The sequence below is a fragment of the Streptomyces galbus genome (assembly GCF_005280195.1).
In the GTDB taxonomy this organism is placed as follows: domain Bacteria; phylum Actinomycetota; class Actinomycetes; order Streptomycetales; family Streptomycetaceae; genus Streptomyces; species Streptomyces galbus.
Map to the genome: position 1 here is coordinate 602170 of NZ_SZPR01000008.1, position 11784 is coordinate 613953.

At 73.0% G+C, this 11784-nt stretch carries 11 protein-coding genes; 10 read left to right on the forward strand and 1 reads right to left on the reverse strand.

Annotation, left to right across the window (positions count from 1 at the left end; translation table 11 throughout):
• Positions 1–249 precede the first annotated feature (249 nt).
• The 3 genes from E4U92_RS07110 to E4U92_RS07120 all read left to right on the forward strand — a co-directional run bounded on the left by E4U92_RS07110 (position 250) and on the right by E4U92_RS07120 (position 2914).
• Positions 250–984 carry a dienelactone hydrolase family protein gene (locus E4U92_RS07110; protein ID WP_137299382.1) on the forward strand — a complete coding sequence of 245 codons (735 nt, stop codon included), beginning with the start codon at positions 250–252 and terminating at the stop codon, positions 982–984.
• 138 nt (positions 985–1122) lie between these two features.
• Positions 1123–1320: a DUF4236 domain-containing protein gene (locus E4U92_RS07115; protein ID WP_137299383.1), complete on the forward strand. Its 198-nt coding sequence runs from the start codon at positions 1123–1125 to the stop codon at positions 1318–1320.
• Between the two features lie 64 nt (positions 1321–1384).
• Positions 1385–2914, forward strand: coding sequence for a helix-turn-helix domain-containing protein (locus E4U92_RS07120; protein ID WP_137299384.1), 1530 nt, complete (start codon positions 1385–1387; stop codon positions 2912–2914).
• Between the two features lie 117 nt (positions 2915–3031).
• Here the strand turns inward: E4U92_RS07120 and E4U92_RS07125 are convergent, their stop codons facing one another.
• Entirely contained in the window at positions 3032–3553 is a 522-nt protein-coding gene (locus E4U92_RS07125) for an ATP-binding protein (protein ID WP_137299385.1), read from the reverse strand.
• Positions 3554–3697: 144 nt separating this feature from the next.
• On the opposite strand from E4U92_RS07125, the gene E4U92_RS07130 reads away from it, so the two are divergent.
• From E4U92_RS07130 to E4U92_RS07160, 7 genes are all read left to right on the forward strand, one after another.
• On the forward strand, positions 3698–4564 hold the full coding sequence (locus E4U92_RS07130; RefSeq protein WP_137299386.1) for a helix-turn-helix domain-containing protein: 867 nt from the start codon (positions 3698–3700) through the stop codon (positions 4562–4564).
• The gene (locus E4U92_RS07135; protein WP_137299387.1) at positions 4561–4758 is read left to right on the forward strand and encodes a DUF397 domain-containing protein; all 198 of its coding nucleotides are present in this window, start codon (positions 4561–4563) and stop codon (positions 4756–4758) included. The genes E4U92_RS07130 and E4U92_RS07135 overlap by 4 nt, the downstream gene beginning before the upstream one ends.
• 140 nt (positions 4759–4898) lie before the next feature.
• A complete protein-coding gene (locus E4U92_RS07140) occupies positions 4899–5411 on the forward strand; it encodes a hypothetical protein (RefSeq protein ID WP_137299388.1) in 513 nt (170 codons plus the stop codon).
• A gap of 183 nt (positions 5412–5594) precedes the next feature.
• The gene (locus E4U92_RS07145) at positions 5595–6299 is read left to right on the forward strand and encodes a lytic polysaccharide monooxygenase auxiliary activity family 9 protein (protein WP_137299389.1); all 705 of its coding nucleotides are present in this window, start codon (positions 5595–5597) and stop codon (positions 6297–6299) included.
• 184 nt (positions 6300–6483) lie between these two features.
• Positions 6484–7884, forward strand: coding sequence for a S1 family peptidase (locus E4U92_RS07150; protein ID WP_137299390.1), 1401 nt, complete (start codon positions 6484–6486; stop codon positions 7882–7884).
• A gap of 94 nt (positions 7885–7978) precedes the next feature.
• A complete protein-coding gene (locus E4U92_RS07155; RefSeq protein WP_137299527.1) occupies positions 7979–10294 on the forward strand; it encodes a tetratricopeptide repeat protein in 2316 nt (771 codons plus the stop codon).
• Between the two features lie 100 nt (positions 10295–10394).
• Positions 10395–11783, forward strand: a complete 1389-nt coding sequence (locus E4U92_RS07160; protein WP_137299391.1) for a vWA domain-containing protein — start codon at positions 10395–10397, stop codon at positions 11781–11783.
• Position 11784: the final 1 nt, after the last annotated feature.

Sequence of the window (11784 nt, forward strand, 5' to 3'; positions counted from 1 at the left end):
CGGGCGGGGTCGCACCGTGGCATTGAGCCCGACACGGGCCGACAGCCTCGAGGTCGATCGGCTAGGGTCTGCGGTCATGACCACCGGGACGGCATCGCGCCATACACGGATCGGTGACCCGGTGCCCCTCTGAGCGCCGTACGGGCCGGAGCGGGCCCGCTGCTCGGACGAGGGCCCGGCACTGCCGCGCGGGCTCCGCCTCCGTCGTGTTGACAACAGGCTCGGCACCTCAACACGACAGGAGCGACCATGCCCACCAAGACACTCCGAATCACCACCGCGGACGGCCGGGCCGACGCCTTCGTCGCCTTCCCGGAGCACGGCGAGCGGCACCCCGGGGTACTGATGTACCCGGACGGCTTCGGCATCCGTCCGGTGCTGCGGGAGATGGCCCGCGAACTGGCCGGGCACGGGTACTGCGTGCTCGTCCCGAACCTCTTCTACCGGCACGGCCCGGCACCGGTGATCGATCTCCCCGAGCACATCGGGGAGGAGGTCCGGCCCGCGCTCATGGCCCGGCTGATGCCCTTGATCGAGGCGCACACCGCCGACCGCGCCCTGAGCGACGCCGACGCCTACCTGGCGTTCCTCACCGCCCGGCCCGAGGTGGCCGCCGGACCGGTCGCGGTGACCGGCTACTGCATAGGCGGCCTCCTGGCGGTGCGCACGGCCTCGGCGCACCCCGGACGGGTATCGGCCGTCGCCGCGTTCCACGCTCCTGTGGGCGCGGCCGGGCCCGACGCTCTTGCGGGCCTCACCGCCCAGGTCCACTTCGGCCACGCCGAGAGCGACCTGACGCCCGAGGCACTGGGCGAGCTCAACCAGGCGCTGGACGTCGCGGGGGTCAGCCACACCTCCGAGATCTACCCCGGCACCCTCCACGGCTTCACCATGGCCGACACCGACGCCTTCGACCCCGCCGGGCTACGGCGTCACTGGGACCGCCTGCTCCCCCTCCTCGACCGCGCACTGGCCGGCAACTGAGACTCCGGCCAGCCGACCGGACTCGAGGCGGCCGGATGGGCCGAGTTGACGGAACGTGAGGCCCGGCGGGGTGCCTCATTGCCGGGAGCCGGGGTAAGCGCAGTCCAACGAACCGAACCGGACCGAGAAGGAGGCGTAATGCCCCTCACCTTCCGCAAGAGCTTCCGCATCCTCCCCGGAGTGCGCCTGAACATCAACAAGCGCTCCTGGTCCATCACCACCGGCGGCAAGAACGGGCCCAAGCACACGCACAGCAGCACCGGACGTCGTACGACATCGATGGATTTGCCCGGACCTTTCGGGTGGCGGAAGACCCACAAGGGCGGCAGCCACTGACGTTCCGTCACCCGAACGGACCCCCCAAGAGGCGCCATCTCATATCTGAGATAACCTCAACCTCATGTCAGACGATTACCTCGTACGCATCGGCAAGCTCATCCGTGACGCCCGTCAGCACCGGGGCTGGACGCAGACGCAGCTCGCCGAGGCGCTCGGCACCAGCCAGAGCGCCGTCAACCGCATCGAGCGCGGCAACCAGAACATCAGCCTTGAGATGATCGCCCGAATCGGTGAGGCCCTCGACAGCGAGATCGTCTCACTGGGCTACGCCGGTCCGATGCACCTGCGTGTGGTCGGTGGGCGCCGGCTGTCCGGCGCCATCGACGTCAAGACCAGCAAGAACGCCTGCGTGGCCCTGCTGTGCGCGTCCCTGCTGAACACCGGGCGCACGGTGCTGCGCCGGGTGGCGCGCATCGAGGAGGTCTACCGCCTGCTGGAGGTCCTCAACTCCATCGGCGTGCGCACCCGTTGGATCAACGACGGCGTGGACCTGGAGATCGTGCCGCCGGCCGACCTGAACCTGGCGGCCATCGACGCCGAGGCCGCCGTGCGCACCCGGTCCATCATCATGTTCCTCGGCCCGCTGCTGCACCGCATGGACCGCTTCATGCTGCCCTACGCCGGCGGCTGCGACCTGGGCACGCGGACCATCGAGCCGCACATGATCGCGCTGCGCCGGTTCGGCCTCGACGTGGCGGCGACGGAGGGCCAGTACCACGCCGTCGTCGACCGCTCCGTGCGCCCGGACCGCCCGATCGTGCTGACCGAGCGCGGCGACACCGTCACCGAGAACGCGCTGCTCGCTGCGGCCCGCCACGACGGCGTGACCGTCATCCGCAACGCCTCCTCCAACTACATGGTCCAGGACCTGTGTTTCTTCCTGGAGGCGCTGGGCGTCAAGGTCGAGGGCATCGGCACGACCACGCTCACCGTGCACGGCGTGCCGCGGATCGACGTCGACGTGGACTACTCCCCCTCCGAGGACCCGGTCGAGGCGATGAGCCTGGTGGCCGCCGCGGTCGTGACCGAGTCGGAGCTGACGGTGCGGCGGGTGCCGATCGAGTTCCTGGAGATCGAGCTCGCGGTGCTGGAGGAGATGGGGCTCGACCACGACCTCACGCCCGAGTACTTCGCCGACAACGGCCGTACCCGCCTGGTCGACCTGACGGTCCGCCCCTCCAAGCTGGAGGCGCCGATCGACAAGATCCACCCGATGCCGTTCCCCGGCCTGAACATCGACAACGTCCCGTTCTTCGCGGCCATCGCGGCCACCGCGCAGGGCCAGAGCCTCATCCACGACTGGGTCTACGACAACCGCGCGATCTACCTGACCGACCTCAATCGCCTCGGCGGCCGGCTCCAACTCCTCGACCCGCACCGGGTCCTGGTGGAGGGCCCGACCCGCTGGCGCGCCGCCGAGATGATGTGCCCGCCGGCCCTGCGCCCCGCGGTGGTCGTCCTGCTGGCGATGATGGCGGCGGAGGGCACGTCGGTGCTGCGCAACGTCTACGTCATCAACCGCGGGTACGAGGACCTCGCGGAGCGCCTGAACTCGATCGGGGCGCAGATCGAGATCTTCCGGGACATCTGAGAGGTCCGGGAAGGCAGCACGACACCTCTGACGCGCTGTTCCGCGGCCCGCCGGCGCAGGTCTCCGCCACCGCCGGCGGGCCGTCGTCCTCCCACCGCCGCCGGCCCGGCGCCTACGTCACCGCTTCGGACCGGCGGGCCGGTCTCCCGCAACGTCCGGCACGGCGCCCGCGCATTCCGCCCACACGGTCTTGCCGGGGCCCTCAGGCCGGGGGTGCCAGCCCCACCGGGTGGCCAACGCCGAGACCAGGAGCAGTCCTCGGCCACCGCTGTCCTCGGGGCCGGGGGCGCGCAGCGCTTCCGGTCGAGGTGGCGTGCGTTCGGGGCGGGTGTCGGTGACCTCGACCCTGACCGTGTGGGTGGGCGCGCTCACGTGCAGCAGCAGGTGGAAGTCCCGGCCGGGGACGTGCCCGTGTCGTACGGCGTTGGCGGTCAGCTCGCCGAGGACCAGCACGATCTCCTCGTGCCGGCCGGTGCCGTACGGGATTCCCCAGGTGTCCAGCCGGTGCGCGGCCAGTCGGCGGGCGAGACGGGCGCCGCGTGGGGTGGAGGTGAAGCGCATCTCGAAGGTCCGGTCCACGTCGTCGCCGGAGCGCCCGGGTCGGTGGGCGCTGGTGGGGCTGGGGAGTTGGCTCGTCATGCCGACAACGGTGTCCGCGGTCGCGTAGCGTCACCAGTGGTGACGCACCGACGCGGGCCGTTGTACGCGGCGATGCGGTGCGGGTACGAGGTGCGCGGCGTGACGGGGCCGTCGGGGCGGCGTTGGGCCAGGGAGGCGGCGGCGATGACCGAGGCCGCGGACGAGAGGGCCGAGACCGTGGTGCCGGACGATGCGGGGCAGACGGCGGACACGTCCGGCCAGGCCGTGGTCATCGCGTTCGGGCAGACGTTGAAGACGTTGCGGGTGCGGGCGGGCCTGGAGCGCGAGGAGTTCGGGCGGCGGATCGGCTACTCGGCGTCCACGGTCGCGTCGTACGAGCAGGGGCGGCGGATTCCGTCGCCCCGGACCATCGAGCGGGCGGACGAGGTCCTGGACGCGGGCGGGTTGCTGACCGTGTGGAAGGAGCAGGTGGAACGGGCTCAGTATCCGGTGTTCTTCCAGGGGATGGCGGCCTTGGAGAAGGAGGCCATCGAGTTGCTCTCCTACGACACACTGGTGGTCAAGGGCCTGCTGCAGACCGAGGAGTACATGAGGGCGGTACTGGCCATGCGGCGTCCTCCTCTGGACCAGGAGACCATCGAGCAACGCGTGGCCGCTCGGCTGGCCCGGCAGGACATCTTCGACCGGCATCCCGCACCACTTCTCAGTTTCGTGATGGACGAGTCGGTCGTGCGGCGTCGGCTTGGCGGAAGGAACGTGCTTCGCGGGCAGTTGGAGCACCTCCTCCTCGTCGGCCGGAAACGAAACGTCGAGATCCAAGTCATGCCGCTCGACTGCGAGGAAAGCGCCGGCGTGGACGGAGCGTTCACGGTCGTCACGCGTGACGACGGCAAGAAGTTCGCGTACACCGAGGCACAAGGGTCCAGCACCCTGCAGACCGACCCGCAGCAGGCAGCACTCGCCGCCGCCCGCTATGGGATCATCCGATCGCAGGCTCTCACTCCGCGAGAGTCCCTTGAGTTCGTCGAGAGGTTGCTGGGAGAGCTATGAACACCGCTGAGTTCTCGGCCGTCGCGTCCGGCCTCGCCTGGTTCAAGAGCAGCTACAGCGGAGCGGAGGGCGGCGACTGCGTCGAGGTCGCCGCCGACAGGGAAGCCGTGCACATCCGGGACTCCAAGGCCCTCACCGGGCCCGTCATCCGCGTGTCACGCGAGGCGTGGACCGGGTTCCTCGGCGAGGCGTGACGTTCGAACGCCGAGCGTGAGCCTTGCCGCCCGCTCGAGGACGGCAGGGCTCATGGGCGTGCAGCACGCACCGCCACCCTCAGCGCCGCCGCGATCGGCTCGACGGAACCGCGTCAGTGCGGGTGGCATAGGGTCCGCACATGTCAGACGCGATAGCGACCGCGATCACCGCGGCGGCCGGCCTCGGCGGAGCGCTTCTCGGCGCGGTGCTTCCGCAACGCCTCAACGCCCGCGAACGCGCTGCGGAGGCCGAGATCGCCGACCGGAGACGGTCCTTCGAGGAGCGGCGAGAGGCGTACACGGCCGTGAACCGTGCCTCCGAGCAGTTCCACACGCTCCTCAAGGACGCCCTGCACCGCATCCGCGACGGCGTGTACGCCGAGGAGGACCGCACCCGTCTTGAGGATTCCCGCAGGGAGTACCGCGACTGCTACGCGGCAGCCCAAATGATCGTCCCCTTGCGGATCATGGAGGCCTCGCGAGAACTCAACAAGGTGCTCGCCGAGGTCGACGCGGCGGCCAAGCGCATCGACCGCGGCCTCGCGCGTGACGGCGAGACTGCGGAACACCTGCTCGTCGAGGTGAGGCAGGCGGAGCCCCGGCTGGTGGCGATGCGGACCCTCATGAGGGAAGACCTGGGCATCCGGGACTAGGCAGCGTCTTGTCGACCATGTCTGGACAGGAGTCGTGGCCGCGCTGCAGGAGGTGAACAGGAACTGGCGCAATCCGGTGTTGCGGTGCCGTGGCGGGAGGCGCACATTGTCGGACAGTGGCTCACCGATGGGAGCGCTCCCATGCACTGAGCCCCCTCCCCCGATCGCGGAAAGAAGGAGACCATGCGCATCCCCCACTGTCATGCTCGCGCCATCTCCCGCGCCCTCGCCCCGGCGCGGCCCGCCCGGCCGCGCCTGAGTCTGCTGCTCAGCGGGCTGCTCGCCGCGCTGCTCTGCATGATCCCGTGGAGCGGTACCGCGTCCGCCCACGGTTCCGTCGTCGATCCCGCGTCCCGCAACTACGGCTGCTGGCTGCGCTGGGGCAACGACTTCCAGAACCCGGCGATGCAGCAGCAGGACCCCATGTGCTGGCAGGCCTGGCAGGCCAACCCCAACGCCATGTGGAACTGGAACGGCCTGTACCGCAACGGTTCCGCCGGCAACTTCCAGGCGGTCGTGCCCGACGGGCAGTTGTGCAGCGGCGGCCGGACCGAGAGCGGACGGTACAACGCGCTCGACGCCGTGGGTCCCTGGAAGACCACGAACGTCGCCCGCAACTTCACCATCCACCTGTACGACCAGGCCAGCCACGGCGCCGACTACTTCCTGGTCTACGTCACCCGGCAGGGCTTCGACCCCACCACCCAGCCACTGACCTGGAAGGACCTCCAACTGGTCACCCGCACCGGCCGTTACGCGCCGAGCCAGAACTACCTGATCGACGTGAGCACCTCCGGCCTGACCGGCCGCCACGTCGTCTACACGATCTGGCAGGCCTCGCACATGGACCAGACGTACTTCCTCTGCAGCGACGTCGACTTCACCTGAGTTCCGGGTCGGCACCCCCACGCCGATCCGGGCCCCGCGGGCCGTCCGGGAGGTGGTCGACACGCCACCGCCTCCCGGGCGGCCTTCCTGGTGCCCCCGCGCCGCCCGGGCCACTTCGGCAACGCGAAGCAGCCTGTTCCCGAGTCTAGGGACGCACCCCGCTGTGCCCGTAGTGTGAGACGACATGGGGGAGTTACGTGCGGACTGGAGACTCCGGCTGCGGCGCGAGGACGCGCACGGCCCCGTCTGCGGCGCCGGTGTGCTCGTCGACCAGTGCACGGCCCTGACGTGTGCGCACGTGGTGGGCCGCCCGGACGCCGTGCTGTGGGTCGAGTTCGCCGAGAACAGCACCCTCGCCCCGGTCCGCGCCCGCGTCCTGCCCGACGGCTGGCTGCCGGAACGCGGCGACGGCGAGGACATCGCCGTACTGCGCCTGGAGAGCCCGCGCCCCCAGGCACGCCCCGCCCCCCTGGACCCCCGGGTGTGGGGCGGCATGGAGGTGTACGCGACCGGCTATGCCGACGGCTTCGACGAGGGGATGAGCCTGTGGGGGCGCATCGGCGGGGCCAGCGGTGAGCTGGTGCAGCTCGACGCCGTCACCAAGGCGGACGTGGTGCGCGAGGGCTTCAGCGGTGCCGCCGTGTGCACCCGGCCGCGGGAGGACCGGCCGGTCCGGGTGGTCGGGCTCGTCGTGAGCTGGCGCGGCGACCTCGGCGCCTTCCTCCCCGAGGACAACCGGCTCGCCTTCTCGTACCTGATCCCCGTCGACCGCATCGCCCGACTCTCGCCGCACGTCGCGGAGTTGAGCGGTCCCGGGGCGTGGGACCGGGGCTTCGAGGCACGGGTGACCCGGTGGTTCGACGACCCGGACGAGGACCCGGTGAAGATCACCGTGGTGCCCCCGGGCAGCGGCAAGGAGCGCTCCCTGCGCCATCTGACGCACCGGGCCGACGTCGTCCACCGCGGCGGCGCCCGCACGGCGGACCTCGTCGACCACGCCCTGGGCCGGGTCGCCTTCCCGGCCGGCGCCTACCTGGCGTACTACGACTGGCTGCGCGGCACCGGGCCCCGGCCCGCGCCGGCGGGCGGTCACGCGTCCGCGTCCCGTAGGTCCGCTCCGGCGGGCGGTCACGCACCCGCACTCGGTCGGCCCTCACCGGAAGCCGGTGACTCGCCCGCCCACCCCGTCGCCCTCCTCGTCGACGGCCTCGACGAGGAACCGCGGCCGGGCGCCCTGATCGACGTCCTGGAGCGGCTGCGGTCGGTCGGTTTCCGGCTGCTGCTCGTCTTCCGCCGCGAGGGCGGGCCGGGCTGGGACGAGGCCTGCGACCGGCTCCTGCGGCCCGCGCTCCTGCGCCAGGCGGACGTACTGCTCGACCGTCTCCAACGCGTGGAGCTGAGCCGGTCGATCCGCCTCGACGTCGTCGACAGCGCCTCGTTGGGACCGGTGGCCGAGACCGCCGAGCGGCACCGGGTCACCCGCCGCCGCATCGACGAGGTGCGGGACCCGCACCAGCAACTCGCCCGGCTGCGCGCGCTGATCAGGACGCTGCGCGCCGATCTCGGCCGCCATGGGGGCCGTTGATGCCACCAAGTCCCGCACCGCCCGGCCGGGGAGGAGGACGACCGTGCGGACCACGGAGCAGGAGGGGACCGACGGCAGGAAGGGACGCGCCAGGATGACCACCTGCCCGCACCGCCGCTTCAGCGGAGCGCCCTGCGGCGGGACCGTGCTGCCCACCGGCCACTGCGCCGTGTGCGGCCGCGCGCAGGACGGGCCCGGGCTGCCCGCCCTGCCCCGCGACCCGCGCGACCACGGCCCGCGTGCCCTCCTCGCGCTGCCCGAGCGCGAGCCGCGCCCCGCCGCGGAACGCCTCGTCGCCCCCGAGGCGCCGCTGCGCGTGCGCATGAGCTGCTCGTCCGCCGACTGCGGCATCACCTTCGCCCCGCCCTACACCGAGGGCCCGGTGCCGAGCCGGGGGTTCTGCCCGGCCTGCGGTGAGCGCTACTCGTACCGGCCCGAACTCGCCGAGGGGGACCTGCTGCGCGACCAGTACCGGATCATGGGGCCCATCGCGCACGGCGGCCAGGGCTGGGTGTACCTCGCCGAGGACACCCACCTCGGTGACGTCGTCGCCGTCAAGGGCCTGCTCAACCGGTACGAGCACGACGGCGTCCGGCTCGCCGACGTGGAGCGCCGCAACCTCGTCGCCATCCGTCACCCCCGCATCGTCCAGATCCGCGACTTCGTCGCCCGCGGCGACGACAGCGGTCAGGTCACCGGCGGGTACATCGTCATGGACGACGTCGGCGACGGCACCCTCGCGACGGTCGTCGAGGAGGTCCGGCGCGGCGAGGCCGTCCTCGACATCGAGCACGTCGCGACGTACGGCTGCCAGATCCTCGAAGCCTTCGTCCACCTGCACTCCGACGGCGAACGGGTCTTCGTGTACGGCGACATGAAGCCCTCCAACGTCGTGCACCACCGGGACGGCGTCAAGGTCATCGACCTCGGCGGCATGCGCGAGCAGGGCCAGAGCCAGCCGCCCGCGCACGTGACGCCCGACTACATGGCGCCCGAGACCGGGACGACGGCCGTGCCCACCGTCGCCCACGACCTGCACACCGTCGGCGTCACCCTGCGGGAACTCGCCCGCTGGGCCGTCACCGAGGTGCCCGGCCTGGGCGCCGCCTCCTTCGAGCGGGTCGTCGACCGCGCCGTACGGACCGACCCGGGCCACCGCTTCGCCGACGCCCGCGAGATGCTCGGCCAACTGCGCGGCGCCCTGCGGGAGATCCGCGCGCTGCGCGGCAAGAGCGACCCGCCCGAGCCCTCCGACTACTTCCGGCCCTCGACCCGGTTGCTCGGCGCCCGGCTCGGCACGGTGCCGGGCATCGAGCACTGGCTGCGCCGCCCCCGCCGCGACCGGTACGAGCCGCCCGTGGCGCCGGCGCTCGACCCCGGCGCCCCCACCCCCACCGAGATCGCCGCCTGTCTGCCGGTGCCGAGGCCGTACCCGGGCGATCCGCAGGCCGCGCGCTTCGAGGTGAGCAGCGGCTACGACCCGGACCGGCTCCTGCGGCAGGAGGGGGAGAAACCGCGGTCGGTGGAGATCTGCTTGCACAACGTGCGCGTCCTGCTGGGCCGCGACACCCGGCAGGACCTGCACCGGGCCCAGGAGGAACTCGACACGGCGGACTCCGTTCCCGGTCCGCCCGCCGTGCGCCGGTGGCGGCTGGAGTGGCACCGCGCCCTCCTCGCGCTGCGCGGCGCCGGCCTCGACGGCGACCCGCGCCTGGTCGCCGACGCCAAGGCCCACTTCACCCGGGTCCACCTCGAACTCCCCGGCGAGTACGCGCCCAAACTGGCGCTCGCCTACTGCACGGAGCGGCTCGGCGACGACGCGGCCGGGCCCACGGCCCGGGAGTTGTACGAGGCGGTGTTCGCGCGCAATCCGGCGCACGGTGGCGCCGCCCTCGGCCTGGCCAGGCTCGCGCTCCGCGCGCGCGACCGCCGGGCGGCCGTCGACGTGCTCGGCCGGGTCCGGCAGGGCACACTGGACCACACCGTCGCGCGGATCGCCGCCCTGCGCATCCGCGCCGCCCGGCTGCCCGGCGACGGCGACCCGCTGCCCGCGCCCGCCGAAGTCGACGCGGCGCTGGCCGAGCTGGCCGGCCTCGTCGGGCGCAGACCGGGCGCCGTGGAGCCGAGCCTGTCCGAGGAGGAGGCGCTGCGCCTGCGCACCGAGTTCCACGAGTGGAAACTGGACGCGGTGCACCACCTCGGCGACCGGCCGGGCCCCCCGGGCCGGGACGGCGGACGCGGACGGCTCGACGCCCGCGCCCTGCGCCGCCTGAGCCCGCCGGAGCGGGCGCTGCGCGAGCAACTGGAGTCGCTGTACGCGCGGTTGGCGTCCCACCACCAGGAAGAGCCCGCCGCGCACGAACACTTGGTGGACCTCATGCACGCCGTGCGGCCCCAGACCGTGTTCTGACCGTGGGGCGCGGCGACCGCCGCGGGCCCCTCGGGGCGCGGCGACGGGGAACGGACCACGACCGACCGGACGGCAGCGCGAAGGAGCGGTGACGTACGACATGAGCAGCCTCACCCGGCCGCCGCAGCCGGGCATCCGACTCCACGTCGACCTCGGCCGCGCGCTGCGCCCGCACCGCAGCGCGAAGATCGAGGCCCACCTGCGGGTGGACGTGGCCGCCGACGGCGCCCCCACCGACCTGCCCGCGGTGCAGCTCGCCGTGGTCGTCGCGGTGGACGTGGCCGAGGCGAACCGGGCGGCGGTCCGGCACGCCCTGCCGGCGGCGCTGCGCGCCCTGCCCGACCGCATCTCCTTCGCGGTGCTGGGCAGCGGCCCCGAGCCGGTGCGGTGCTATCCGCGCGGGGGCGAGGAGTGGGCCGTCGCCGACCAGGACGAGCGGCGCCGGGCGGCCTTCGTCACGGGCTCGCTGCCCCTGCACCGGGAGGGGGCGCGCCCCGCCGGGTACGCCGCCTGGGTGGCCCGGGCGCACGCCCTGCTCGCCGGCCGGCCGGCCTCCGTACGCCACCTGGTGCTGATCACCGACGGCAGCAGCGCGGCCGGTGAGAGCCGACTGGAGGAGCAACTGGACGCGGTTGCCGGTGAGTTCACCTGTGACGTGTTCGCGGTCGGGACCGACTGGTCCCCCGACCCGCTGCTGGCCCTCGCCGAACGGCTGCACGGGACGGCCGAGTTCGTGGACGAGGGACTGGGCCGGGCGGTCACCGACGCCATCGGGCGGCTGCGCCGGGTGCACACGCCCCGGCTGCCGATCGACGTGACGGTACGGCCCTGCGTGCGCCAGGTCTCGCTCAGCGAGAAGGCGCCCCGGCCGCACCGCCTGGGCGGTCTGCCGCAGCCCGGCCGGCCGCACCGCTGGAGCTTCCCGACCTACCAGTGGGAGCAGGGGCGGCGGGACTACCTGCTCACCCTGGTCGCCGACTCCGGGGCCGACCCGCTGGAGACGGAGCTGCTGTTCGCGCTGGTCTCCATCGGCGACTTCCACGCGGCGGTCACCGCGCGCTGGCACCTGCCCGGGCAGTCCCCGCCCCCCGTCCCGCCGGGCGCCGAGAGCGTGCGCGAACTCAACGCCACCGCCCGGATGCGCGGTGCCCTGCGGCGCGGCCTCGCCGCCCTGCGGGAGCACCGGTTGTCCACCGCCGAGGACTGCCTGGGGCAGGCGGCGCGGCTCGCGGCGCGGTTCGGCACGGACTGGGTGCTGGACGAGATCCGCGCGGTCGCCGACATCGAGGACGCGGCCGCCGGGCGGGTGCGGCCGCGCGCCGTCGACGCCGGCACCCTCGCCCCGATGATCCTGCGCGCCGGGTCCCGTCCCGGCGCGCTCCTGCCCGACACCGCCGGTGCTCAGCCGGGCCCGCGCTGCGGCGCCTGCGGCGCCCGGGCCGGGAGCGAGGCGCGCTACTGCATCGCGTGCGGGAGGCCACTGTCGTGAC

Coding starts and splice junctions, on each gene's coding strand:
- E4U92_RS07110 (WP_137299382.1), top strand. CDS start 250: ATGCCCACCAAGACACTCCGAATCACCACCGCGGACGGCCGGGCCGAC.
- E4U92_RS07115 (WP_137299383.1), top strand. CDS start 1,123: ATGCCCCTCACCTTCCGCAAGAGCTTCCGCATCCTCCCCGGAGTGCGC.
- E4U92_RS07120 (WP_137299384.1), top strand. CDS start 1,385: ATGTCAGACGATTACCTCGTACGCATCGGCAAGCTCATCCGTGACGCC.
- E4U92_RS07125 (WP_137299385.1), bottom strand. CDS start 3,553: ATGACGAGCCAACTCCCCAGCCCCACCAGCGCCCACCGACCCGGGCGC.
- E4U92_RS07130 (WP_137299386.1), top strand. CDS start 3,698: ATGACCGAGGCCGCGGACGAGAGGGCCGAGACCGTGGTGCCGGACGAT.
- E4U92_RS07135 (WP_137299387.1), top strand. CDS start 4,561: ATGAACACCGCTGAGTTCTCGGCCGTCGCGTCCGGCCTCGCCTGGTTC.
- E4U92_RS07140 (WP_137299388.1), top strand. CDS start 4,899: ATGTCAGACGCGATAGCGACCGCGATCACCGCGGCGGCCGGCCTCGGC.
- E4U92_RS07145 (WP_137299389.1), top strand. CDS start 5,595: ATGCGCATCCCCCACTGTCATGCTCGCGCCATCTCCCGCGCCCTCGCC.
- E4U92_RS07150 (WP_137299390.1), top strand. CDS start 6,484: ATGGGGGAGTTACGTGCGGACTGGAGACTCCGGCTGCGGCGCGAGGAC.
- E4U92_RS07155 (WP_137299527.1), top strand. CDS start 7,979: ATGACCACCTGCCCGCACCGCCGCTTCAGCGGAGCGCCCTGCGGCGGG.
- E4U92_RS07160 (WP_137299391.1), top strand. CDS start 10,395: ATGAGCAGCCTCACCCGGCCGCCGCAGCCGGGCATCCGACTCCACGTC.